The sequence below is a fragment of the Paraburkholderia sediminicola genome (assembly GCF_046027825.1).
GTDB classification, from domain to species: Bacteria; Pseudomonadota; Gammaproteobacteria; order Burkholderiales; family Burkholderiaceae; genus Paraburkholderia; species Paraburkholderia sediminicola_D.
In genome coordinates this window covers 34,662-57,873 of the sequence record NZ_JAQQDU010000056.1, presented here as the reverse complement: position 1 = coordinate 57,873, position 23,212 = coordinate 34,662, and the positions used below count along the sequence as shown (strand labels likewise).

Genomic DNA, 23,212 nt, shown 5'->3' with positions numbered 1-23,212 from the left:
CGGCAGCGCACCCACTCGAACTTCGAAAGAAGCCAAATAAAGACGGTCGAGAGAAATCTGTCTAAACGACTGAACTTATTGATCTCACGGAAAAGCCAAAAAACAACATCTAAGCGGTCGAGCCCGGCCACTTGATGGCAATATCCCTCGACACTAAAACAATAGTCGGTCGAGGCCTTCAGCGATAAAGCAAAGCATGCGATTGGTTTCAGCTGACTAAGTACCGTCGATCGCATACGTTGGGACCCATGCCACGCTTGGCCTCTGCAGTGTTTCGGGATGCCTTGCCTTCAATATCAATCGCGACTGGCCGAGTGCTTTTTAATTCAGCATCATCACGTTCACAAGAACCGGATATGGCGACTATCACCCCACGGTAAACTGGCGCATCTTTGCCGCATCGGAAGCAATTGCCAGATACATCTTCTTCGGACTGTTCGTTTCACTCCTTGCCTCTTATTTGTCGAAGTGCGGCGCTCCGAAGAAACGAAATGGAAATCCGACCATTACACAGCGAAGCCGACTACCAGGCGGCGCTCGCACGCGTCGCGGAAGTCGTCGCCATCGACCCAATGCCGTCAACGCCTGAAGGCGACGAACTGAAAGTCCTTTCAACCCTCGTCGAACACTATGAGGGCGTGGGCTTCCCGATGGAATTGCCAGCCCTCAGAAACGCGTCTGGACGCCAATGCGGCCGATGAACTGCGACGCGCTGCTCGATGCCACCATCACGTCGTTGATCTGCGCCGCGGCACCCTGGTTTGCGCGCTGATAAAGGGCCGCCACGTAGACGCCGGTGCGCTTCGACAACTGGTAGTTCGCCATCGCGGTGAGCTGGTGCGCGTGGTTGTCGTCGACCACCTCGTTGCCCTTCATATACATGTACGCGCCGCTCAGCGACCACTCCGGCTCGATCTGCCACATGCCGCCCAGTTCGGCCTGCCAGACCTGGCCGCCGTTCAGCTCGTTACGCACTGCCGTATAGAGCGCGGTGGCAGTGACGGAGCCGATTCGGTAGTGCGCGCCGACGCCCCAGTTGCGCACGCTGTCCTGTGCACCCGAGACCGCCGTCTTCACCTGCGTATAAGCGGCGTTCGCGCCGAATGCGCCGTGCGTGTAGTTGATCCCCGCGCTCACGCCGCTGTTCGAACCGAACGAACCTGCGACGCCGCCGAAGCCATACATCGCACCCGCGGAGAAGCCGCCATAGCTCATGCTCTGATACTTCACCGAGTTGTTGACGCCGACGCCTGCCATGCGGTCCCAGTCGAATGCGCCGGTGGGATTGCCCGGCAACGCGAGCTTCGCGAACGGCCCGTTGCGGAAGTCATAGATGCCCTGCGTGTAGATCGCCGCGTCGTCCAGCCCGAAGAACAGCGAATCGGTCATGAAGTCGTACTGGTTGCCGAAGGTGAGCCGGCCGTAGCGCTCGTCGTCGAGACCGACAAATGCCTCGCGGCTGAACAGGCTGCCGCCCGGCATGAACGAGCCCGAGCCCATTTCGAACTGGTTTGTGAGCGCGAAGATTGCATGCGTGCCGCCGCCCAGATCTTCCTTGCCGGTAAACTTCAGCAGGTTCGGCACGGCAATGCCGTCGTCGAACTTCAGCACGTGGCCGCCGCCTTCGTTGCTGACATAGGACACGCCGGCATCGAGCAGGCCGCTGAGCGTAACGTTGCTTTGCGCGTACGCATGGCACGCGAACAGCAGCGTGGCCGCCGCGCAAAGGGCTCTGGTTTTCATTGACTGTCTCCTGAATCGAATTGTTATGATTCGCGCCGAGGTCGCAGCGCTTTGTGTGAATGTGGGGGTAGTTAGGGATACGTTGTGGCGCGTCAGGCGATGTCCTTCGACACGCCAAGCGCGGCGCCCGGAGCCACGTCGCTGCGTCTGCGTGGCGACGTTTCGACGAGGAACAGCGACACCACGGCGCCCACAACGAGGCCGCCGAGCGCGAAGGTCAGCGTTGACGGCAAGCCGAAATGCTGCGCGACGAATCCGGCGATCGCCGGTGCAAGTCCACCGCCGAAGATTTCACCCGCACCCGACACGAAACCCACCGACGAAGCGACGAGTCCGATCGGCGCCGCTTCGGTCGCGATCGGGCCGCTCAGGAGACCGAGCAGGCCAAGCGCGAACACCGAGACGCCGAACAGCAGGATGAAGAGCGTTTGCGGATTGGCGCCAGTCTGTGCGAACAGATACAGCAGCACCGCGGCACACACGAACGCGATGATCGCTGCGTTGCGCCGACCGATGAAATCCGACACCCCGGCCAAGCCAAACGAGCCGACGAAGCCACCGAAGCCGATCGCCGACACGACGAAGCCCATCTTCTGTGTGTCGAGATGCAGCACTTCGACGAGATAGGTCGGCACCATCGCGCTGACCACGAAGATGCCCGCCATCGCGCACAGGATCGCGAGCGTGGCGAGCCAGACATTGCGGCGTTTGAACAGCGTGGTCCAGCGGGGTCGGGCGGAACTGACCTGCGCAGGCATCAGTTCGTTGCGCGGCTGGTCCTTCAGCGTGCGCGCGATGAGGATCGCGACAATCAATCCCGGCACCGCGGAAATCGTGAAGACCCAGTGCCAGGACGGCACGACCCGCAGCAGTTGCGTCGCGAGGATCGGCGCGAAGCCAAGACCCAGCAGCGAGAACATGCTGAGCTGCAGTCCCATATTGAAGCCGCGCCGCGACGGCAGCGATGCCTCGCCGGTAGCCGCGACACTGGCCGGCGTGAACGCCCCTTCCGCGATGCCCATCACTGCGCGGATCAGCATCAGGCTAGCGAAGCCGCTTGCGAGACCCGACAGGCTCGAGAGCAATGAAAACGCGACCATCGTCGCGACCAGAATGCGCTTGCGGCCGATGCGATCGGACACAGGCCCCATCGCGATCGCCCAGACGCCCCACGCGACGCTCAGAATCCCAATGAGGCTGCCCAGCTGCTGGAAGTTCAGATTGAGTTCCCGCATCATGTGCGGAAACAGCGGCGCGACGATCCAGCGATCAAGGCCGACCAGGCCGAAACCGAGCCCGAGCAGTACAAGCGTCTTTATTTCGTATACCGAATCATGTTGCTGGCCATTTTCCACATGTGCAGGTGAAGCAGAATGCATGAGGGTGTCTCCTGTCGAGGTTATCGGAATTTGTTTATGTTTTATATTTGTTATTGATGATAAGTTGTTTACCGAAAAACGCAAGAATCCCGGGTTAGGGGAAAACGCTGAATTCGAGGTAGTCGCATGCTATGATCCATCGAACCCGTTTTGCCATGTCCACGCCCATGTTCCACGCCCATGTCGACCAAGCCCACCGCCGATAACATCAACGACGATCTCGTCGGTCAGGTCGACCAGTCGGAACTGCTGGATCTTCTCGGTTACAACGTGCGGCGCGCGTATCTGGTAATCCAGGCGCACTTCGACATGCAGATGGAAAAGCTCGAGGTGCGTCAGGCCGATTTCGCAGTGCTCTCCACCCTGCGGCGCAATCCGGGCATCAATCAGAAGTCGCTTGCCGAGGCGCTCGCCATCGCGCCGCCGAACCTCGCCACGTTGCTCGACCGCCTCGAGTCTGCCGGACTGCTGGCGCGTCAACGCAGCACCGACGACAAACGCATCCAGCTCGTCTCGCTCACGCCGCAAGGCACGAAGCGCCACGCTCAGGCAGTGAAGGCCGCACGCAAGGCCGACGAAGCAGCCGTGCACCGGCTGTCGAGCGATGAGCGGGATCAGCTGAGACTGCTGCTGTCAAAAATTTTCAAGGACTAGCGCGTGCCCGGGGGGAACGACACCGCGTTCTCCACCGGCACATTGCGCTCAGATAGCCATCGGGTCTGCTGCGACCAGCATCAACGCATCGAGCGCCAGCACGCCTTGGCCACGTGGATAGACTACCACCGGATTCAGGTCAATCTCGCGAATGTCCGCTGCCGTTTGCAGCAGCCCCCCCAGACACACGACCACCTCCGCGAGCGCTTCGACATCCAGCGCGGGCGCACCGCGATAACCATGCAGCAACGGCGCACTCTTCAGCTTGCCGATCTCGCGCACCACCGCCTCTCTGGTCAGATCGTGCGGCAGCAGGCGAATGTCGCGCGTCACCTCGGCAGCGACGCCACCGAAACCGATCAGAATCACCGCCCCCCACTGCGAATCGTGGCGCGCGCCGACGATCATCTCCAGCCCACGCTCCCCCATCCGCTCGATCAACACGCCATCGAGCGCGACGTCGGGAGCGTGTTGCCGCACGTTGTCGTGGAGCTGCGCCCACGCCAGTCTGAGCGCATCGTCCCCGCTCGTGCCGAGGATCACGCCACCCACGTCGCTCTTGTGGCTCAACGCGGCCGCCTGCACCTTGAGCGCGACCGGGTAGCCGAGCCGCCGCGCGATCGTCAGCGCGGTGTCGAGATCGGTGGCAAGCTCGCCGCGTGCGAACGGCACACCTAACGGCGCAAGCAGTTGCTTGGCCCGGTATTCAGGCACAACGCCGTTGGGCAGCGTCATGCCGAGCGTCTTGGGTTCGAAGACGGCCTGCGCGAAGTCGCGGGTTCCGAGTTCCGACAGACGGGCGACCGCGCGCAGCGCGCGCTCCGTGCTCGGAAAGTACGGAATGCCCACCTCGCGCATCTGCGCGATGTAGTCGGCCGGCACGAGCGCGCCTTCGTCCAGCCCGGCACAGATCACCGGCTTCTGCGGCCGCAGTTCGCGCACCGCGCGCAACACCGGCGGCATCTTGATGGCGCACGTCACCGGGTCGGTCTGGATGAGACCGACCACGATCGCCGAGAAGCGGTCGTCGTCGAATAGCGCAGACAGCGTGCGGTAGTAAAGATCAGGATCGACCAGCCCCTGCGCGGTCAGGTCGAGCGGATTGGCCACCGCCACGAACGCCGGCATCGCGGAGCGCAGCGCGGGAGCATCGTCATCGTGAAGCGCGGGCAGCTCGAGATCGATCTCCTCGCAGAGATCCAGACACAGCGCCTTGAATGCGCCCGACTCGCCAACTATCGCGGTGCCGCGCGCGGGCAGCTGCGCGCAGCGCAGCGCTATCTCCGCGATGTCGCCGAGTTCTTCCAGCGTGTGGGCGAGCACGATGCCCGCGCGTTCGACCTTCGTGCGCATCAACGCATGGTCGCCGGCCATGGCGCCGGTGTGCGTGGCCGCCGATTCGCGCGCGGCGGCGCTCCTGCCCGGATGCAGCAACACCAGCAGCTTGCCCGCCTCGCGTGCACGACGCGCGGCTGCGAGCAGCCGGCCCGGTTGACGGAACTGCTCGGCGATCAGCGCGATGATGCGCGTGCCAGGATCGTCGAGCAGGAATGCCAGGTAATCTTCCAGGTGGCTGGCCGCCTCGTTGCCCGTCGACACTGCGTACGACAGCGGCAAATTGCGGCTTGCCAGCGTCGTGTTGAGCACGGCCATCATCGCGCCGCTCTGCGACAGAATACCGATCGCCGGATGCGCGCGGTTGCGCTGCGCCTGCGCGTCGCTCACTGTCGTTTCGACGAACGTCAACGGCACGCGATCGAGATAGTTGATGCAGCCAAGGCAGTTGGGCCCTTCGACGAGCATGCCCGCTTGCGCAGCGATGCGCGCGATCTCGCGCTGCTGCGCGATGCCCTGCGGCCCTGCTTCGGCAAAACCCGCCGAAAAGATCACGACCGCCCCGACCTTGCGTGCCGCAAGCTCGCACACGGCATCGAGCACTGCGGCTTGCGGAATTGCCAGCACGGCGACGTCAATGCCGTCGGGCAACTGGTCAATCGAATTCACGCACGGCCGGCCGTCGATTTCGTCGCGTTTCGGATTGACGAGGTAAATGCGGCCCCGGTAGTCGTTGCGCTCGAGATTGGCCAGCACCGAAGCGCCGAGCGCGCCGGGCGTCGGCGAAGCACCGACGATGGCGATCGAATCGGGCCGCAGCAGACGTCCCACGGCCTGAGCGCTCACTGCGGAACGCACGTCGGATTGAGTCGGGTTCATGTCGGCGGGCTCCCGGGCTCAGGCACGCTGGCGTGTCAGATCGTACGTGCCAAGACCGGGCTTGTAGGTCTTGTCGTCGAGGAATTGCCGCAGACCTTCCTTGCGACCGTCGTCGTCGTAGCTGTTGGCCGCTTCCTGGGCACGCACGAGGAAGTCCTCCGCGTTGTCGTAGGTCATCTCGCGCACGCGGCGGATCGCGTCCTTGGTGGCCTTCAGCGCAACCGGATTCTTTTTCAGCAGCGCCTGCGCCACCTCGACGACGCGCGCACGCAATTGCGCGGCAGGCACCGCCTCGTTGACGAGCCCCCACTCCTCGGCCTTGCGGCCATCGATACGCTCGCCGAGCATCGCGTGATACATCGCGCGACGAAACGACAGCAGCTCCGCTGCGACCTTCGACGCACCACCGCCCGGCAAGATGCCCCAGTTGATCTCCGACAGGCCAAAGTGCGCGTCCTCTGCGCAGAACGCGAGATCACAGGCGAAGAGCGGGCCATAGCCACCGCCGAAACACCACCCGTTGATCATCGCAATGGTGGGCTTCTGGTACCAGCGCAGACGCCGCCACCACCCGTAACTCTCACGCTGCGCCTTGCGCGTGCCTGCGAGACCATCGGCTTCCGTATCACGGAAGTACTCCTGAAGATCCATGCCAGCCGTCCACGCGGGCCCTTCTCCCGTGAGCACCAGCACACCCGCATCTGGATGGAATTCCAGCTCGTCGAGCACTTCCATCATGCGACGGTTCAGCGCCGGGCTCATCGCATTGCGCTTTTCCGGACGGTTGAATTTTACCCACGCGATGCCGTTCTCGATGCTGAAAACGACGGTCTGTTCTTCTGCCTGACTGCTCATTGCCGACACCTTGTTAGAAGAGAAATGATCGATCGGGACGCCAGACTGGAAAGCCGTGCGGACGTCCCGCTGCTACCTAGAATGGATACTGCGGCACAGCGTCCTTCACCGTGACCCATTGCCAGTGGGTGTACTGCTCCCAGTCCGCGGGGCCGCCCACGCTGGTGCCGTTGCCCGAGGCGCCGGTGCCGCCAAACGGGTTGATCACCTCGTCGGCCACTGTCTGGTCGTTGATATGCAGAAGGCCCGTGTGCAGACGCTCACCCAGCGCCATCGCGCGTCCGACTGATGCCGAGATTACGCCGGCGGACAGACCGTATTCGGTGTGGTTGGCGAGCTCCACGGCTTCATCGTCGGTATCGAACGGAATCACGCTGGCGACAGGCCCGAAGATTTCCTCGTCGAATGCGCGCATGCCCGGCTTTACGTTGGACAGCACGGTGGGCGCGTAGAACAGGCCCTCGTGCGTCGCACCCGCCTCCACCACCGCCCCGGCCGCCACCGATGCACCGACGATGTCGGCCACATTCTGCAACTGCCGCTGGTCGATGATGGGGCCGAGCGCCACCTGTGCGACGGCGGGGTCGCCCACCGGCAGGTGACGCGCCTTGTCGGCGAGACGCCGCGTCAGTTCGGCCGCGATGCCGCGCTGCGCCAGCACGCGGCCGGTCGCCATGCAGATCTGCCCCTGGTGGAACCACGCGCCGAATGCGATCGCGGACACCGCGCGGTCGAGGTCGGCATCGTCGAGGACGATCAGCGAATTCTTGCCGCCCAGTTCCAGCGAAACCTTCTTCAGATGGCGCCCCGCCAGTTCGCCGATCTTGCGGCCGGCGGCCGTTGAACCGGTAAACGCGAGCATCGGCACGCCGGGGGCCTCGACCAGCGCCTGCCCGACGTCCGCGCCACCTGGCAGCACGTGCAGCAGGCCCTTCGGCAGGCCCGCGGCCGCCAGCACTTCGGCGATCACGAAGCCGCCGGCATACGGCGTGCGCGGATCAGGCTTGACTACCACCGCGTTGCCGACCGCGAGCGCAGGCGCCACCGAGCGCAGCGACAGCACCAACGGGAAATTGAACGGCGAGATCACGCCGATCACGCCCAGCGGCAACTGGCGCGCGATGCTGAACCTACCAGGGACGCTCGGCAGCACGCGGCCGGTCGCTTCCAGTGGCATGGCCGCGGCACGCTGCAGCAGCACGATCGCTTCACGCACCTCATGTTCGCCCTTAGGGAGGATGGCACCGGTCTCGCGCGCAATCAGCGCTGCAGCAGCCGGAGCATGCTCCTGAAGCAGCGCTGCCGCGCGATGAAACACGGCAGCACGTTCGCGCGGCGGCGTGGCGGCCCATGCGCGCTGTGCCGCACGCGCCGCGCGCACTGCGACCGTGACGTCCTCCTGCGTGGCCTTGCCGACCTGATGCAGCGGCTGACCGGAAGCCGGCTCGATGACGTCCAGCGTGCCCGGCACGCGGACCCAGTCGCCGTTGAAGATCGCGCCGCGCCATGTATCGGCGTTGGCAAGCGAAAGGCCTGACGGATTGCTCATGAAGAATGTCTCCAATTGTTGTTGAACCGGCTCTATTCAGATAGCTGTGGCGGCCAGGCCGCCGTCGACGGGCAGATTGACGCCGTTGATCCAGCGCGCGGCGTCGGAGGCCAGAAACACGATGGCTTCGGCGACTTCGTCAGCGTACGCGGGGCGTTTCATTCTGGCGGCATCGGCCTGCACGCGTTCGGCGCCGAGCATCGTGACGAAATCGCCCAGAATCGGCGTAAAGACGGGCCCCGGCGCGACGCTGTTGACGCGCACCGAATGCTTCGCGAACCAGTCCTGCGAACGGCGCGCGCTCCACACGATCAGCGCTTCCTTGAAATACTGGTAGCAGGTGGCCTGGGGCACGGGATGCCCGCCGAGCCAGCGCGAGCCTGCATCGAAGCCGTCCGTCCCGGCCAGCTCGCGATGCAGGGCCAGCCGTTGCGGCCATTCCGCGCCGAGGATGGACGCGACATTGATCACGTTGCCGCCCGGCGCGAGACGCGGTAGCAGCGCCTCGCACAGATGGCGCAGCCCCAGATAGTTCACGCGCGCGACGACGTCGACCGGCGCGGTGCCCGGCACTCCGGCGATATTCGCCAGTGCGTCGATGCGGGCAGGCAGACGTTCGACCAGCGCGTCGATCGCGTCCGGGTCGCCCAGGTCCGCCTGGTGGAACGCATCGAGGGTCATGTTGACTGGCTGACGGTCCACGCCGATCACGCGCGCGCCATGAAACCGCGCGAGGCGAGCTGTTTCCGCGCCGATGCCGGACGCAACTCCCGTGACGATCAGGGTCTTGCCATGCAGATTCATTGAGCTTGTCTCCTTGGTTCCGGTCGAGTGCCGCTTGATTGTTTTACACCATAATAGTTACATCACATAACTATTTTTTCAAGCAGAATTTCAGCATGCGAGACTTGGCGCGGAAACGGCTAGAGATCGAGCACGAGGACGTCGCGAGGATCGGCGTCACGCCGATACCGCCCGCGAGCAGCAGATGGCGGGCTGCCTGCGCGTCCACCGGAAAATGGTTGCGCGGCGCGCCGATCCGGACCAAGTCACCCTGTTGCACCTGATCGTGCATCGCCATCGAACCGCCCCGTCCGTTCGCATCGCGCAGCACCGCGATTTCGTAGCAGTCGTTGCGGGCCGGATTGCCGCATAGCGAATACTGGCGAATGAGCCCACCTGGAAGATGCACGTCGAATTGCGCGCCCGCGTCGAAGCCGGGTAGCGGCGCGCGATCCGGGCGACGCAGTTCGAAACCACAGATGCCGTGCGCCTCATCCCACCTGCGCACGACTTCGACCGTCAACGTGACGTCGTTCACGAAGCCTCCTTCGTCGACACGACCGGCTTGACCGGCACAACCGGCACGCCCTCGCGCGCTGCCTGTTGCGATCGCTCTTCGGCCAGCAGGCGGTCGATGATCTTGCGAGACAACACCCCGCCCGCATCGATATTGAGCTTCAGCAGTGAACGCTCCGGCCGCGCCAGCAGGTTTTGCTGCTGACGCTCGAGCATCTGCAGATCCTCGGCAAAGGTTTTCCCTTGGCCTTCTCGGAAGCACTGCGACTTGAAGTAGCGCAAGCCGGTGTGAAGATTTCCTGCGTCGCGCCTGGCGGAGTTTCCATCGGAAACCCTGCCTACTATTTACTTGACATCTAAACTATCCAGGTCTAAATTACCCTCCAGAGCAAAGTCCACGAGAGGAGGCACCATGCGCATCGTCTGTATCGGCGGCGGCCCGGCCGGGTTGTACTTCGGCCTGTTAATGAAGGGACGGAACCCGGCGTATGACGTCACCGTGGTCGAGCGCAACCGTCCGTATGACACCTTCGGCTGGGGCGTCGTCTTCTCAGACCAGACGCTCGGTAACCTGCGCGCCGCCGACGCCCCAAGCGCCGACGCGATTCTCGACGCCTTCAATCACTGGGACGACATCGAGATCAATTTCCGCGGCAGGCAGATTCGCTCGTCGGGTCACGGCTTTTGCGGCATTGGCCGCAAACGTCTGTTGAATATCCTGCAGGCCCGCTGCGAAGAGCTCGGCGTCAAGCTGGTCTTCGAAACCCAGGTCACGGAAGACACCGCCTATGAAGCCGACCTGATCGTCGCCTGCGACGGCGCCAACAGCGCAATCCGCCAGAAGCACACCGCCACGTACAAGCCCGCCATCGACATGCGCGATTGCCGCTTCGTCTGGCTCGGCACCAAAAAGCTCTTCGACGCCTTCACGTTCGCCTTCGAAGAAACCGAGTTCGGCTGGTTCCAGGCGCACGCCTATCGCTTCGACGATCAGACCTCCACGTTCATTGTGGAAACACCGGAGCGCGTGTGGCGCGCCGCCGGTCTCGACGAAATGAGCAAGGAGGACAGCATCGCCTTCTGCGAAAAGCTGTTCGCCAAATATCTGGACGGCAACGCATTGCTATCGAACGCAGCGCATTTGCGTGGGTCGTCGCAGTGGATTCGCTTCCCGCGCGTCGTCAACGAGGAATGGGTGCATTGGCGTGGCAACGCCGATGGCACGCAAACACCAATTGTGCTGATGGGCGACGCGGCACACACCGCGCACTTCTCGATCGGTTCAGGCACCAAGCTCGCGCTAGAAGATTCGATCGAACTCGCCAACAGCATCGGCGCGCATCCCGGTGATTTGCCTGCTGCGTTGAAGCACTACACGGACGTCCGCAGCATCGACGTACTGCGCATCCAGAACGCCGCGCGCAATTCGACGGAATGGTTCGAGCATGTCGAACGCTACACGTCGTTCGAACCGGAGCAGTTCGCGTACTCGCTGCTTACGCGCTCCCAGCGCATTTCGCACGAGAACCTGCGTGAGCGTGACGCAAGCTATCTTTCGACGTTCGAAGACTGGCTCGCACACCGCTCAGGCATTGAACGCGCGCCTGAGAAACACTCCGTTCCGCCGATGTTCACGCCCTTCACGTTGCGTGGCGTCACGCTGAAAAACCGCGTAGTCGTCTCGCCGATGGCGCAATACTCCGCCGTCGACGGCATTGCCGGTGACTATCACCTGATGCATCTCGGTGCCCGCGCCATGGGTGGCGCCGCGCTGGTCATGACGGAAATGACCTGCGTGTCGCCGGAAGCGCGCATCACGCCCGCTTGTCCCGGCATGTACGCGCCGGAACATCTCGCAGCGTGGAAGCGCATCGTCGACCTCGTGCACAGTCAGTCGGACGCGAAAATCGGTATCCAGTTGGGTCACTCCGGTGCCAAAGGTTCAACGCGCGTTGCATGGGAAGGCATCGATCAGCCGCTCGACGAAGGCAATTGGCCGGTCGTGTCCGCGTCGCCACAACAATATTTAAGCGGCGTCAGTCAGATCTCGCATGAGGCCACCCGAGACGAACTTCAAGAAATCGAAGCGCAGTTCGTGCGCGCTACGCAGATGTCCGCAGAAGCGGGTTTCGATTGGCTCGAACTGCACTGCGCACACGGCTACTTTCTCTCGAGCTTCCTGTCGCCGTTGACCAACCATCGCACCGACGAATACGGTGGCTCGCTCGAAAATCGTCTGCGCTACCCGTTGCAGGTCTTCAAGGCGATCCGCGCAGTCTGGCCACAAGACAAGCCGATTTCCGTGCGTATTTCCGCGAACGACTGGGTCGAAGGCGGCACCACGCCCGACGACGCTGTGCAAATCGCCAGCGCCTTCAAGGCTGCAGGCGCCGATATGATCGACGTCTCGTCGGGCCAGGTCAGCAAGCAGGAAAAGCCCGTGTTTGGCCGCATGTTCCAGACGCCATTCGCCGACCGTGTGCGCAACGAAGCTGGAATCGCAACGATCGCGGTTGGCGCAATTTCGGAGGCGGATCACGTGAACAGCATCATCGCGGCGGGCCGTGCGGATCTCTGCGCGATTGCGCGGCCGCATCTGGCCAATCCGTCGTGGACGTTGAATGAAGCCGCAAAAATCGGCTATTTCGATGTGATGTGGCCGAAGCCTTACACGGCAGCGAAGTCGCAACTGGAACGCAATCTCGAACGTGAGCGCGCACAGGCCGCTGCAAATGCCGGACTGTCGCCGCTAGAGCGCGCACAACGCGCCAAAGGAACCACGTGAACACGCCCATCAGAACGCTCGCTGGACAGCACGCTGTCGTTACAGGCGGCGGCAGCGGCATCGGCGCGGCGGTAGCCGAAGCGCTGTTGCTCGCTGGTGCGCGTGTCACCTTGATGGGGCGCAACGCACAACGTCTTGATGCGCAGCGGGATAAATTCAACGGGCTCGGTGAGATCGCCTGCATCAGCGTCGACGTCACGAACGAAGAATCGGTGGAGAAGGCATTCGCCCAAGCCGGCGCAATCGACATCCTCGTCAACAACGCCGGTCAGGCGCAAGCCGCGCCCTTCACTCATACCGACATGGCGCTCTGGCAGCGCATGCTCGACGTGAACCTCACCGGCGTATTCCTCGGCACGCGCGCCGTGTTACCCGGCATGCTCGAACGGGGCCACGGCCGCATCGTCAATGTCGCGAGCACGGCCGGGCAAATCGGCTACGCGTACGTCGCCGCTTACTGCGCCGCGAAACACGGTGTAATCGGCCTGACGCGCTCACTCGCGCTGGAAGTCGCGACTAAAGGCGTCACCGTCAATGCCGTGTGTCCCGGCTACACGGAAACCGAACTGCTGCACGCATCGCTCGAACAGATCACCAGCAAGACCTCGCGCACCGAACAGCAGGCGCGTGAAACCTTGCTTCGCTCGAATCCGCAACATCGCTTCGTGAGCCCGGAGCAGGTCGCCAACGCAGTGCTTTGGCTGTGCCAACCCGGCTCCGACGCGATCACGGGTCAATCCATTTCCATCTCCGGTGGAGAAGTAATGTGACCAAGTCATCGAACATCAAAAGGCCCTCGCCGGCTGAGGCAAAGCCGCCGCGCAAAGGTGTCGCGAAACCCGCGGAGAACGTCGTGGATCTGGAAATGAGCACCGGCGCCGATAGTCACATGGGCCTGCGCTTGTGGCTGCGCATGCTGACCACGACCAATCTCGTGCAGGCCGAACTGCGCAAGCGCCTGCGCAACGAATTCGACACCACGCTGCCGCGATTCGATTTGATGGCGCAACTCGAACGTCATCCGGAAGGCCTGAAGATGACCGAACTGTCGCGCCGTTTGATGGTGACAGGTGGCAACGTGACCGGCATCACAGATCAGCTCGAAAAAGACGGTCTGGTTTCACGCGACACCGATCCGAACGACCGCCGTTCGATCAGCGTGTGCCTCACGCCCACAGGCCGCAAGGCATTCGACAAGATGGCCGTCGCGCATGAGCAATGGGTCGTCGAACTGTTCGGTGGTTTGAGCCTCGACGAAAAATCGCGGACCCATCAGCACCTCGGCAAACTTAAGAAACATCTGCTCGACAGTCTGAAAGACTGATTCGTCGACCGCTGATGCATGGGACCGGAGTAAGCGCTAAAGCGCTAACTCCGGTCGACACAGGAGACACACATGACACGATCCAACGCCGACGCGCTACTGGCCGGCAACCGCCTGACACTCGCCGGCTACGAAGCGCAGCACTTCGGCTGGTCTGTCGCCGACAAGGTCGCGACGATCACGCTGAACCGCCCCGAACGCAAGAACCCGCTGACGTTCCAATCGTACGCGGAGTTGCGCGATCTGTTCCGGCAACTCACCTACGCAACCGACGTCAAGGCGGTCGTGATTCACGGCGCAGGCGAGAACTTCTGCTCCGGCGGCGACGTGCACGACATCATCGCGCCGTTAATCGATCTGCCGATGCCGGAACTGCTGCTGTTCACGCGCATGACCGGCGACCTGGTCAAAGCGATGCGCCATTGCCCGCAACCCATCATCGCTGCGGTCGATGGCGTCTGCGCCGGCGCGGGCGCAATTCTGGCGATGTCGTCCGACATGCGCCTCGGCACCGCGCGCAGCAAGCTCGCGTTCCTGTTTTCACGCGTCGGCCTCGCGGGCTGCGATATGGGCGCTTGCGCGATCCTGCCACGCATCATCGGTCAGGGACGCGCTGCCGAGTTGCTGTTCACCGGCCGCTCAGCGAGTGGTGACGAAGGCCATGCATGGGGTTTCTATAACCGCCTGAGCGAACCGGCGGCACTCCTCGCTGACGCACAGAAGCTCGCCGCCGATCTCGTCTCCGGTCCGACTTTCGCGCACGGCATCACGAAGAAAATGCTGCACCAGGAATGGAGCATGAGCATCGACGAAGCGATCGAGTCGGAAGCGCAAGCGCAGGCCATCTGCATGAGCACGCGCGATTTCGAGCGTGCGTATAGCGCATTTGCCGCGAAGTCGCGTCCGGTGTTCGAGGGAGATTGAAGTGAGCACGAACAGCGATATGGATCTGCACAGCGCGCTGGCCTGGCCGTTCTTCGAACCACACCATCGCGAACTGGCCGAGGGTATCGAAGCATGGTGCCACGCGAATCTCTCGCATGGTGAGCACGATGACGTCGATGCGACCTGCCGCCGCCTGGTTCGTGAACTCGGCGCGGCAGGCTGGCTGCAATACGGCGTCGGCGGCGTCGCCTACGGCGGGAATGGAGACACCATCGACACACGTGCCGTGTGCCTGCTGCGCGAAACCCTCGCCAGGCATTCCGGTCTGGCGGATTTCGCGTTGGCAATGCAAGGGCTCGGTTCAGGCGCGATCTCGCTCGGCGGTACGCATGAGCAAAAGACCCGCTACTTGCCGCGAGTCGCAAACGGCACGGCCATCGCTGCCTTCGCTTTGTCGGAACCGGAAGCAGGCTCGGACGTCGCCGCAATGGCCCTCTCCGCACGCGAAGACGGCGATTTCTATGTACTCGACGGCGACAAGACGTGGATCTCGAACGGCGGCATCGCTGATTTTTACGTAGTGTTCGCCAGAACCGGCGAAGCACCGGGCGCACGCGGCATTACCGCCTTCATCGTCGACGCCGACACGCCGGGTCTGGAAATCGCCGAACGCATCGACGTGATCGCCCCCCATCCGCTAGCGCGTTTGCATTTTGCTGGCGCACGCGTGCCGCGCAACCAGATGCTCGGCGCACCCGGCGAAGGTTTCAAACTCGCGATGCGGACACTGGATATTTTCCGCACGTCGGTCGCGGCAGCGTCGTTGGGTTTCGCGCGTCATGCCATGGCTGAAGGTCTCTCGCGCGCATCGTCGCGCAAGATGTTCGGACAGACGCTAGGCGATTTTCAGTTGACGCAAGCCAAACTCGCACAAATGGCATTGACGATCGACAGCAGCGCATTGCTCGTCTATCGCGCGGCCTGGCTGCGCGATCAGGGCGAAAACGTCACACGTGAAGCCGCGATGGCCAAGTGGCACGCAAGCGAAGGCGCGCAACAGGTGATCGACGCCGCCGTGCAGCTCTTTGGCGGCATGGGCGTGCAAAGCGGCACTGCCGTCGAGATGCTGTACCGTGAGATTCGGGCGTTGCGGATTTATGAAGGCGCGACTGAAGTGCAGCAGTTGATCATCGGCCGCGACCTTTTGAAGGCCCACGCTGCAGAAGCCATCAAGGATGCAGCGAAATGAACACCACCTTCGAAAGACCGGTCCGCATCCGCTTCTCGCACTGCGACCCCGCCGGCATCGTGTTCTTTCCGCAGTATCTGGTGATGACCAACGCGTTGGTCGAAGACTGGTTCAACGACGGCCTGCAGATCGAATATGCGCAGATGATCGCGCAACGCCGTATCGGCTTGCCGATCGTCAAACTCGATTGCGAGTTTTCGCGGCCGAGCCAGATGGGCGAAACGATCACGCTGGCGCTCAGCGTCGTGGCGATTGGACGTCGCTCGATCAGCATCGACATCCTCGGCTATTGCGACGGCGAAACCCGCTTTCGCGCGAAACAGGTGCTCGTGACGACATCGCTCGAACGCGGCACATCCATCGACATTCCCGCCGACATCGCGAGCGCGCTCGCGACGTTTTCCCCTCAGTCCGAATCCATCGAGGCGCATCGCTCATGAAAAAAGCTCTCCTTCCCGCCGGCTGGCTCAAGCCGCGCGGTTACGCGAACGGCGTCGCGGCAACCGGCACGCAAGTGTTCATCGCCGGCCAGATCGGCTGGGACGAGCAAGCTCGCTTCCAGAGCAGCGACTTCGCGCAACAAGCGATTCAGGCGCTCAAAAACGTGCTGGCGGTATTGCATGAAGCAGGCGGCACACCCGAGCATCTGGTCCGCATGACGTGGTACGTCACGGACAAGCGCGAGTACCTTGCCGCGCTAAAAGACATCGGCCGTGCGTTTCGCGAACTGATCGGCGACTACGACATCGCGATGAGCGCAGTCCAGGTCGTCGCGTTGATCGAGGACGAAGCCAAAGTCGAAATCGAAGCCACGGCAGTGATCCCCCAGTAAGCGCACGAAATACGAAACACCTAGCCACCCAGCCAACCGAAGCACATTCAGCCGGCTCAACGACCGGGAGACAATGATGGAACCGTCAGCACACGTCGATACCTTCGCGCGGGACAATCTTCCGCCGCAGGATCAATGGCCGGTCTTTCTGCTCGACAACCCGGACCTTGCTTACCCGGCGCGCTTCAATTGCGCGACGGAATTGCTCGACAGAACGATCGAAGCGGGTCATCGCGACCGTCCGGCGATCTGGTCGGACGTGGATGGGAAGCCGCAGGCGACCACTTACGGTGAGTTGCTTGCTTTGGTGAATCGCAGCGCGCACGTGCTGGTCGACGAAATGGGTTTGCAGCCGGGCAACCGCGTCCTGCTGCGCGGACCGAACACGTTGCACATGGCGGTCACGGCGCTCGCCGCGCTGAAGGCCGGCCTCGTCGTCGTGCCCACCATGCCGCTACTGCGCGCGAAAGAACTCAAGCAGATCATCGAGAAGGCGCAAGTCAGCGCCGCGTTATGCGACGCACGACTCACCGATGAACTCGCGCGCTGCAACAATCCTCAGGACGAGTTCTACTGCGCGGGCCTGAAACAAACGCGCCTGTTTCATGATGATTCCGCCGATTCGCTCGACACCCTCGCGATCAACAAACCGGACCACTTTACGGCCTGCGACACCGCCGCTGACGATGTCTGCCTGATCGCCTTCACCAGCGGCACGACAGGCGCACCGAAGGGCTGCATGCACTTTCATCGCGACGTCCTCGCGATGTGCGATCTGTTTCCGCGTCATGTTCTGAAACCTTCGTCGGACGATGTGTTTTGTGGCACGCCACCGCTCGCCTTCACGTTCGGACTCGGCGGTTTGCTGTGCTTTCCGCTGCGAGTGGGGGCGTCGACTGTGCTGATCGAGCGGCTCACGCCCGAGACCTTGCTGCAAACCGTCGAACGCTTTCACGCGACGATCATGTTCACTGCGCCGACGTTCTATCGGCAAATGGCGCCGCTCGTGGCGCATCACGACGTTTCAAGCTTGAAGAAAACGGTCTCGGCAGGAGAAGCGTTGCCGGATTCGACGCGCCAGCTATGGCACGACGCAAGCGGCATCGACATGATCGACGGGATCGGCGGCACGGAACTGATCCATATTTTCATCTCGTCCCAAGGCGACGCGATTCGCCCGCACGCCATCGGTCGCGCGGTGCCGGGCTACGTCGTGCAAGCCGTGGACGACGCCATGCAGCCCGTTGCGCCCGGTACGATCGGCAAACTTGCGGTACGCGGACCGACCGGCTGCCGCTATCTCGCCGACGATCGGCAAACCCGGTTCGTGCGCGACGGCTGGAATCTTCCCGGCGACTCGGTCTATCTCGACGAAGACGGCTACGTGTTTTACCAGGCCCGCGCCGACGACATGATCGTCTCCGCCGGCTACAACATCTCCGGCCCGGAGGTGGAAAGCGTGCTGATGCAGCACGACGCGGTGGCTGAATGCGGCGTGATCGGAGTGCCAGATGAGACGCGCGGGCAGATCGTGAAGGCCTTCGTGGTACTGAACCCAGGTTATACGCCGGATGACAAACTGGTCGCGCAACTGCAGGATTTCGTGAAAAATAGCGTGGCGCCGTATAAATACCCCCGCGTCATCTCCTTCATCAAAGCGCTGCCGCGCACCGAAACCGGCAAGCTCAAACGCTTTGAATTGCGTACGATGACGTAGCCCATCAAGTCGCCCCTCTTTCCCGTCGGAGACACACCGCATGGCTGCCTCTTTCATCGAAGTCGTCGCCCAGGATGGCGGCCGTTTCAACGCCTACGTCGCGCGTCCGGCGCAAGGCTCGGGCCCGGGGCTCGTTCTGCTGCAGGAAATTTTCGGCATCAACGATACGATGAAAGCGATGGCCGATCGCTTCGCAGAAGAAGGGTATGTCGTGCTGGTGCCGGATCTGTTCTGGCGGATCGAGCCGGGCATCTCGCTCGGCTATGACGAGGCCGATATGAAGCAGGCGCTCGATTACCTCGGGCGTTTCGATGTCGATCTCGCCGTCGACGATATCGCTGCAACGGTCGCGGCTTTACGCGCGCTGCCCGAGCAGGCCGGCAAGGTGGGCACCGTCGGCTACTGTCTCGGCGGCAAGCTCGCGTTCCTGAGCGCGGCACGTAATGACGTGGACTGCGCGGTCAGTTACTACGGCGTCGGTCTCCAGGACCATCTGGATGAAGTGCCAGCCGTGCGCTGCCCGATGGTGTTCCACTTCCCCGAAAACGATGCGCATTGTCCGCCCGAGACGCGCGAGCGGATCAGCGCCGCATTGCGCACGCGTCCGCAAATCGAGCAATACGTGTACCCGGGCTGCGATCATGCATTCGCCGCACCATCGCGCCCGCAGTACGACAAACCCGCCGCGATGATGGCCTATTCGCGCACGCTGGCGCTGCTGCGTAAAGTGCTGGGGCCTGTGTACGATCTGAACGCGTTGTGGGAAGCGCACTGCTATTACGAGTTCGCCACGCGCGACGTCGACGCCGTCATGCCGACCATGGTCGCGCAGCCCTATGTCAATCACGTCCCCACCATGACGGGCGGCGTCGGCCATGACAACCTCAAGCGCTTCTACACGCATCACTTCGTCAATTCGAATCCCGCCGATACGAAGCTGATTCCAATTTCGCGCACCATCGGCGCGGACCGCATCGTCGACGAGTTCATTTTCAGCTGCACGCATAGCTGCGAAATCGACTGGTTGCTGCCCGGCGTCGCACCGACGGGTAAATACTTCGAAGTGCCGATGCTGGCGGTGGTGTGCTTCCGCGGCGACAAGCTGTATAACGAGCACATCTACTGGGATCAGGCTTCCGTGCTGGTGCAGGTCGGCTTGCTGAATCCCGAGGGGCTGCCGGTGGCCGGTATCGAAAGCGCGCGCAAGCTGCTCGACGAGACATTGCCGTCGAATCGGTTGATGGGTGCGAAGTCGCGGGTGTGACGTTTGACCAGGGGCGGGCAACTAGAGCCCCGCCTCGGCACAACGCCCCTATGATGTGACACTCCACTGGCCAACGTCCCTCGACCCATGCTGATCGTCCATCATCTGAACAACTCCCGCTCGCAACGCGTGTTGTGGCTGCTCGAAGAACTCGGCGTGCCGTACGAGATCAAGCGCTACGAGCGCGACCCGAAGACGATGCTGGCGCCGCCCGAGTTGCGCGCGATCCATCCGCTCGGCAAGTCACCCGTCATCACCGACGACGGCCAGACCCTCGCCGAATCCGGCGCGATCATCGAGTATCTGGTCGACAAGTACGGTCAGGGCCGCTTCGCGCCCGCTGCAGGCACGCCTGAGCGGCTGCGTTACACCTACTGGATGCACTATGCGGAAGGCTCGGCGATGCCGCCGCTGCTGCTCAAACTGGTCGCCCTGCGCATCGCCGGCGCACCAATGCCATTCTTTGCCAAACCGATCGCTCGCAAGATCGCGTCGACGCTGCAATCGAGCTTCATCGATCCGCAGTTGAAATTGCACCTCGGCTACATCAATAAAGAATTGGGCGCGACCGGCTGGTTCGCCGGCAACGATCTCACGGCGGCCGATGTTCAGATGAGCTTTCCGCTCGAAGCCGCCACCGCGCGCGGCGGCATGGAAGGCCAGATTCCCGCCGTAGTCGATTTCCTGAAGCGCATTCACGCGCGGCCGGCTTATCAGCGGGCGTTGGAGCGCGGCGGCAAGTACGAACTGCCGGGTGGCGACTGACGGCCAACGCCGCCCAGGAATTCGTAGTTGGGGGTCAAAAGTCGCGGGTGCTAGACTAAAATTCCCCATTGCCATCAACGGGTTGCCGACCGGGTTTCCGACTTCGTGCCGAGTGGTGGCACGTCCGGCATTCGCTTGCATCCGCTGGCGCCCGGCTGACCCCGGCAAAGGAGCCCCTGCATGACCCATTCCATCCACGGCAACAAACGCTGGCTGGCGCTGATCGTTCTGTGCCTCGGTGTGCTCATGATCGTGCTCGATACGACGATCGTGAACGTTGCCTTGCCGTCGATCGCCGCGGACCTCGGCTTTACCGAGACCTCGCTGGTGTGGGTGGTCAATGCGTACATGCTCACCTTCGGCGGCTGCCTCCTGCTTGGCGGGCGGCTCGGCGATCTCTACGGCCACCGCAAACTGTTCCTCGGCGGCATCACGCTGTTCACGCTGGCGTCGCTCGCATGCGGCATGGCGAACTCGCAAGTGCTGCTGGTGTGCGCACGTGCCGTGCAGGGTTTGGGCGGCGCTGTGGTCTCCGCTGTTTCGCTGTCGCTGATCATGAATCTGTTCACCGAGACTGGTGAACGGGCGAAAGCGATGGGCGTATATGGTTTCGTCTGCGCGGGTGGCGGCAGTATCGGCGTATTGCTTGGCGGCCTGCTGACCAACCTGCTGAGCTGGCACTGGATCTTTCTCGTCAACTTGCCGATTGGTATCGCCGTCTACGCGCTGTGCGTCGCGCTTCTGCCGTCGGCACGCGGTCATGCTCATGGCGAACGGCTCGACGTGGCCGGCGCGGTGACGGTGACTGCTTCGTTGATGCTCGCCGTGTACGCGGTCGTGAACGGCAACGAAGCCGGCTGGACCTCGGCGCAAACGCTGGGCCTGCTGTTTGCCGCGCTCGCGCTGTTGGCCGTGTTTCTCGTGATCGAAGCGCGCGTGCAGCATCCGTTGATGCCGCTCGGTCTGTTCCGCTTGCGCAATGTCGCGACGGCCAACGTGGTCGGCGTGCTGTGGGCGGCGGCGATGTTCGCGTGGTTCTTCATCTCCGCGTTGTATCTGCAACGCGTGCTCGGCTACCGGCCGTTGCAGGTTGGGCTCGCGTTCCTGCCAGCCAATCTGATCATGGCCTTCTTTTCGCTGGGCCTCTCGGCACGCGTGGTGATGCGCTTCGGTCTGCGCCTTCCGCTTGCCGCCGGGCTGCTGGTCGCGGCATGTGGCCTCGCGCTGTTTGCACGCGCGCCGGTCAACGGCAGCTTCGTGCTCGACGTGCTGCCGGGCATGATCCTGCTCGGCTTCGGCGCGGGCATCGCGTTCAACCCGATGCTGCTGGCCGCCATGAGCGACGTCGATCCGAGCGATTCGGGCCTGGCCTCCGGTATCGTCAATACGTCGTTCATGATGGGTGGCGCACTCGGTCTCGCGGTGCTCGCAAGTCTCGCTGCCGCGCGCAGCGAGGCGATGCAGGCATCCGGGAGCGCCGCGGCGGCGCTCAACAGTGGTTACCACGTGGCGTTTCTGTTCGGTGCGATCTTCGCGGCTGCAGCGGGTGTGCTGGGCGGTTTGCTGCTCCGTCCGGGGCGACCGCAGGGGGAGGACACACCGGCGGACTCACACGGTCACGGCGGCCCCACAGCAGCGCAGCCGCATGGCGCCAGTAACGCGCCGGCGACCGAACGCTACTGACCTGCCTCCACTTAACATCAGGTCAATCGCCGTCATTCAATCCCAACCGCAACACCGCAAGCACGATCAAATGCGCCGGATCGCGCCCGGCTATGCTGGCTTCATGCAGACATGAGAGCCGATATGAACCCCGTTGGAAAAGCGCTCTGGTTTATCGAAAGCCATTTTGCCCGCGAGCTAACGCTCGACGACATCGCCAATGGTGGATGCGTGTCGCGCTTTCACCTGGCGCGTGCTTTCGAAGCGGCCACCGGGCTGTCGGTGATGCGTTACGTTCGTGCGCGCCGCCTGAGCGAAGCGGCACGTCGCCTCGCCGACGGCGCACCGGACATCCTGACGGTCGCCATCGAAGCCGGTTACGGTTCTCACGAAGCATTCACGCGTGCGTTTCGCGAGCAATTCGGACTCACACCCGAAGCACTGCGTGCGCGTGGTCATCTCGACAACCTTGCCCTCGTGGAGCCGATCAAAATGGACGAAACCCTTCTCACCCATCTGGAACCACCGCGTTTCGAAGACGGCAAACCGTTTCTCGTCGCGGGTCTCAGCGAGCGCTATACCTGCGACACCAGCACCGCCATTCCCTCGCAATGGGCGCGCTTCGGCGCCTACTACGGCAAGGTGCCGGGGCAAGTAGGCGGCGTGGCCTACGGCGTTTGCTACAACGCGGATGATGCTGGCAACTTCGACTACCTGTGCGGCGTCGAAGTCAGCGACTTTTCGGCGCTGCCCGCCGAGTTGAGCCGCGTACGTATTCCCGCGCAGCGGTATGCGGTATTCAGCCATCGCGAGCATATCTCGACGATCCGGCGCACCGTGAACACGATCTGGAACCAGTGGCTGCCGGCGTCGGGACATGTGCCTGCCGATGCGCCGAACTTCGAGCGCTATGACGAGAAGTTCGATCCGGTCAGCGGTATGGGTGGGCTCGAGATCTGGCTGCCGTTGAAGGCCTGATTTCAGTCGCTAGGCATCCTGAGCGGAGTTTTGGCCAAATTCCATCTATCACGGGCTA

At 62.8% G+C, this 23,212-nt stretch carries 21 protein-coding genes and 2 pseudogenes; 14 read left to right on the top strand and 9 right to left on the bottom strand.

The annotated features are described in order from the left end of the window. A partial coding sequence (locus PQQ96_RS26885) for a hypothetical protein (RefSeq protein ID WP_408298304.1) occupies window positions 1–236 on the bottom strand: 236 nt, incomplete at its 3' end. Between the two features lie 95 nt (window positions 237–331). On the opposite strand from PQQ96_RS26885, the gene PQQ96_RS26880 reads away from it, so the two are divergent. Further along, window positions 332–589 carry an ion channel gene (locus PQQ96_RS26880; RefSeq protein WP_408298310.1) on the top strand — a complete coding sequence of 86 codons (258 nt, stop codon included), beginning with the start codon at window positions 332–334 and terminating at the stop codon, window positions 587–589. Between the two features lie 77 nt (window positions 590–666). Here PQQ96_RS26880 and PQQ96_RS26875 read toward each other — a convergent pair whose 3' ends face one another. Both PQQ96_RS26875 and PQQ96_RS26870 read right to left on the bottom strand, forming a co-directional pair. Further along, window positions 667–1,743, bottom strand: coding sequence for a porin (locus PQQ96_RS26875; protein ID WP_408298302.1), 1,077 nt, complete (start codon window positions 1,741–1,743; stop codon window positions 667–669). Between the two features lie 92 nt (window positions 1,744–1,835). Continuing rightward, on the bottom strand, window positions 1,836–3,122 hold the full coding sequence (locus tag PQQ96_RS26870; RefSeq protein WP_408298300.1) for an MFS transporter: 1,287 nt from the start codon (window positions 3,120–3,122) through the stop codon (window positions 1,836–1,838). 180 nt (window positions 3,123–3,302) lie between these two features. Here PQQ96_RS26870 and PQQ96_RS26865 point away from each other — a divergent pair, with 180 nt between their 5' ends. Continuing rightward, entirely contained in the window at window positions 3,303–3,776 is a 474-nt protein-coding gene (locus PQQ96_RS26865) for a MarR family winged helix-turn-helix transcriptional regulator (protein WP_408298298.1), read from the top strand. A 48-nt stretch (window positions 3,777–3,824) separates the two neighbouring features. Here PQQ96_RS26865 and PQQ96_RS26860 read toward each other — a convergent pair whose 3' ends face one another. The 6 genes and pseudogenes from PQQ96_RS26860 to PQQ96_RS26835 form a co-directional block, all read right to left on the bottom strand. Continuing rightward, entirely contained in the window at window positions 3,825–5,990 is a 2,166-nt protein-coding gene (locus PQQ96_RS26860) for an acetate--CoA ligase family protein (RefSeq protein ID WP_408298296.1), read from the bottom strand. 18 nt (window positions 5,991–6,008) lie between these two features. Further along, complete coding sequence (locus PQQ96_RS26855) at window positions 6,009–6,845, bottom strand: p-hydroxycinnamoyl CoA hydratase/lyase (RefSeq protein ID WP_408298294.1); 837 nt, start codon at window positions 6,843–6,845, stop codon at window positions 6,009–6,011. Window positions 6,846–6,921: 76 nt separating this feature from the next. Continuing rightward, window positions 6,922–8,394 carry a benzaldehyde dehydrogenase gene (locus PQQ96_RS26850; RefSeq protein ID WP_408298292.1) on the bottom strand — a complete coding sequence of 491 codons (1,473 nt, stop codon included), beginning with the start codon at window positions 8,392–8,394 and terminating at the stop codon, window positions 6,922–6,924. 36 nt (window positions 8,395–8,430) lie between these two features. Then, window positions 8,431–9,198 (bottom strand): coniferyl-alcohol dehydrogenase, encoded by a 768-nt coding sequence (locus PQQ96_RS26845; RefSeq protein ID WP_408298290.1) that lies wholly within the window; start codon window positions 9,196–9,198, stop codon window positions 8,431–8,433. Window positions 9,199–9,310: 112 nt separating this feature from the next. Next, window positions 9,311–9,715 (bottom strand): annotated as a pseudogene (locus tag PQQ96_RS26840) (ferredoxin reductase); the annotation flags it as partial. Then, window positions 9,712–9,948, bottom strand: a pseudogene (locus PQQ96_RS26835) (aromatic ring-hydroxylating dioxygenase subunit alpha); the annotation flags it as partial. The pseudogenes PQQ96_RS26840 and PQQ96_RS26835, both read right to left, overlap by 4 nt. Window positions 9,949–10,105: 157 nt before the next feature. On the opposite strand from PQQ96_RS26835, the gene PQQ96_RS26830 reads away from it, so the two are divergent. From PQQ96_RS26830 to PQQ96_RS26775, 12 genes are all read left to right on the top strand, one after another. Next, a complete protein-coding gene (locus PQQ96_RS26830) occupies window positions 10,106–12,478 on the top strand; it encodes a bifunctional salicylyl-CoA 5-hydroxylase/oxidoreductase (RefSeq protein ID WP_408298288.1) in 2,373 nt (790 codons plus the stop codon). Then, window positions 12,475–13,248 (top strand): SDR family NAD(P)-dependent oxidoreductase, encoded by a 774-nt coding sequence (locus tag PQQ96_RS26825; protein ID WP_408298287.1) that lies wholly within the window; start codon window positions 12,475–12,477, stop codon window positions 13,246–13,248. The genes PQQ96_RS26830 and PQQ96_RS26825 overlap by 4 nt, the downstream gene beginning before the upstream one ends. Then, on the top strand, window positions 13,245–13,802 hold the full coding sequence (locus PQQ96_RS26820) for a MarR family winged helix-turn-helix transcriptional regulator (RefSeq protein ID WP_408298286.1): 558 nt from the start codon (window positions 13,245–13,247) through the stop codon (window positions 13,800–13,802). Before PQQ96_RS26825 ends, PQQ96_RS26820 begins: the two co-directional genes overlap by 4 nt. A gap of 72 nt (window positions 13,803–13,874) precedes the next feature. Further along, the gene (locus PQQ96_RS26815; protein WP_408298284.1) at window positions 13,875–14,726 is read left to right on the top strand and encodes an enoyl-CoA hydratase family protein; all 852 of its coding nucleotides are present in this window, start codon (window positions 13,875–13,877) and stop codon (window positions 14,724–14,726) included. A gap of 19 nt (window positions 14,727–14,745) precedes the next feature. Beyond that, window positions 14,746–15,936 carry an acyl-CoA dehydrogenase family protein gene (locus tag PQQ96_RS26810; RefSeq protein ID WP_408298308.1) on the top strand — a complete coding sequence of 397 codons (1,191 nt, stop codon included), beginning with the start codon at window positions 14,746–14,748 and terminating at the stop codon, window positions 15,934–15,936. Beyond that, window positions 15,933–16,376 carry an acyl-CoA thioesterase gene (locus tag PQQ96_RS26805; RefSeq protein WP_408298282.1) on the top strand — a complete coding sequence of 148 codons (444 nt, stop codon included), beginning with the start codon at window positions 15,933–15,935 and terminating at the stop codon, window positions 16,374–16,376. The genes PQQ96_RS26810 and PQQ96_RS26805 overlap by 4 nt, the downstream gene beginning before the upstream one ends. Next, the gene (locus PQQ96_RS26800; RefSeq protein WP_408298280.1) at window positions 16,373–16,768 is read left to right on the top strand and encodes a RidA family protein; all 396 of its coding nucleotides are present in this window, start codon (window positions 16,373–16,375) and stop codon (window positions 16,766–16,768) included. The genes PQQ96_RS26805 and PQQ96_RS26800 overlap by 4 nt, the downstream gene beginning before the upstream one ends. Before the next feature lie 76 nt (window positions 16,769–16,844). Next, the gene (locus PQQ96_RS26795; RefSeq protein ID WP_408298278.1) at window positions 16,845–18,485 is read left to right on the top strand and encodes an AMP-binding protein; all 1,641 of its coding nucleotides are present in this window, start codon (window positions 16,845–16,847) and stop codon (window positions 18,483–18,485) included. 40 nt (window positions 18,486–18,525) lie between these two features. Beyond that, the gene (locus PQQ96_RS26790; protein WP_408298276.1) at window positions 18,526–19,749 is read left to right on the top strand and encodes a dienelactone hydrolase family protein; all 1,224 of its coding nucleotides are present in this window, start codon (window positions 18,526–18,528) and stop codon (window positions 19,747–19,749) included. An 87-nt stretch (window positions 19,750–19,836) separates the two neighbouring features. After that, window positions 19,837–20,514 (top strand): glutathione S-transferase, encoded by a 678-nt coding sequence (locus tag PQQ96_RS26785; protein ID WP_408298274.1) that lies wholly within the window; start codon window positions 19,837–19,839, stop codon window positions 20,512–20,514. A 180-nt stretch (window positions 20,515–20,694) separates the two neighbouring features. Continuing rightward, window positions 20,695–22,197 (top strand): DHA2 family efflux MFS transporter permease subunit, encoded by a 1,503-nt coding sequence (locus PQQ96_RS26780; RefSeq protein ID WP_408298272.1) that lies wholly within the window; start codon window positions 20,695–20,697, stop codon window positions 22,195–22,197. 123 nt (window positions 22,198–22,320) lie between these two features. Beyond that, a complete protein-coding gene (locus PQQ96_RS26775; protein ID WP_408298271.1) occupies window positions 22,321–23,154 on the top strand; it encodes an AraC family transcriptional regulator in 834 nt (277 codons plus the stop codon). Window positions 23,155–23,212: the final 58 nt, after the last annotated feature.

Coding starts and splice junctions, on each gene's coding strand:
- PQQ96_RS26875 (WP_408298302.1), bottom strand. CDS start 1,743: ATGAAAACCAGAGCCCTTTGCGCGGCGGCCACGCTGCTGTTCGCGTGC.
- PQQ96_RS26870 (WP_408298300.1), bottom strand. CDS start 3,122: ATGCATTCTGCTTCACCTGCACATGTGGAAAATGGCCAGCAACATGAT.
- PQQ96_RS26865 (WP_408298298.1), top strand. CDS start 3,303: ATGTCGACCAAGCCCACCGCCGATAACATCAACGACGATCTCGTCGGT.
- PQQ96_RS26860 (WP_408298296.1), bottom strand. CDS start 5,990: ATGAACCCGACTCAATCCGACGTGCGTTCCGCAGTGAGCGCTCAGGCC.
- PQQ96_RS26855 (WP_408298294.1), bottom strand. CDS start 6,845: ATGAGCAGTCAGGCAGAAGAACAGACCGTCGTTTTCAGCATCGAGAAC.
- PQQ96_RS26850 (WP_408298292.1), bottom strand. CDS start 8,394: ATGAGCAATCCGTCAGGCCTTTCGCTTGCCAACGCCGATACATGGCGC.
- PQQ96_RS26845 (WP_408298290.1), bottom strand. CDS start 9,198: ATGAATCTGCATGGCAAGACCCTGATCGTCACGGGAGTTGCGTCCGGC.
- PQQ96_RS26830 (WP_408298288.1), top strand. CDS start 10,106: ATGCGCATCGTCTGTATCGGCGGCGGCCCGGCCGGGTTGTACTTCGGC.
- PQQ96_RS26815 (WP_408298284.1), top strand. CDS start 13,875: ATGACACGATCCAACGCCGACGCGCTACTGGCCGGCAACCGCCTGACA.
- PQQ96_RS26810 (WP_408298308.1), top strand. CDS start 14,746: ATGGATCTGCACAGCGCGCTGGCCTGGCCGTTCTTCGAACCACACCAT.
- PQQ96_RS26805 (WP_408298282.1), top strand. CDS start 15,933: ATGAACACCACCTTCGAAAGACCGGTCCGCATCCGCTTCTCGCACTGC.
- PQQ96_RS26800 (WP_408298280.1), top strand. CDS start 16,373: ATGAAAAAAGCTCTCCTTCCCGCCGGCTGGCTCAAGCCGCGCGGTTAC.
- PQQ96_RS26795 (WP_408298278.1), top strand. CDS start 16,845: ATGGAACCGTCAGCACACGTCGATACCTTCGCGCGGGACAATCTTCCG.
- PQQ96_RS26790 (WP_408298276.1), top strand. CDS start 18,526: ATGGCTGCCTCTTTCATCGAAGTCGTCGCCCAGGATGGCGGCCGTTTC.
- PQQ96_RS26785 (WP_408298274.1), top strand. CDS start 19,837: ATGCTGATCGTCCATCATCTGAACAACTCCCGCTCGCAACGCGTGTTG.
- PQQ96_RS26780 (WP_408298272.1), top strand. CDS start 20,695: ATGACCCATTCCATCCACGGCAACAAACGCTGGCTGGCGCTGATCGTT.
- PQQ96_RS26775 (WP_408298271.1), top strand. CDS start 22,321: ATGAACCCCGTTGGAAAAGCGCTCTGGTTTATCGAAAGCCATTTTGCC.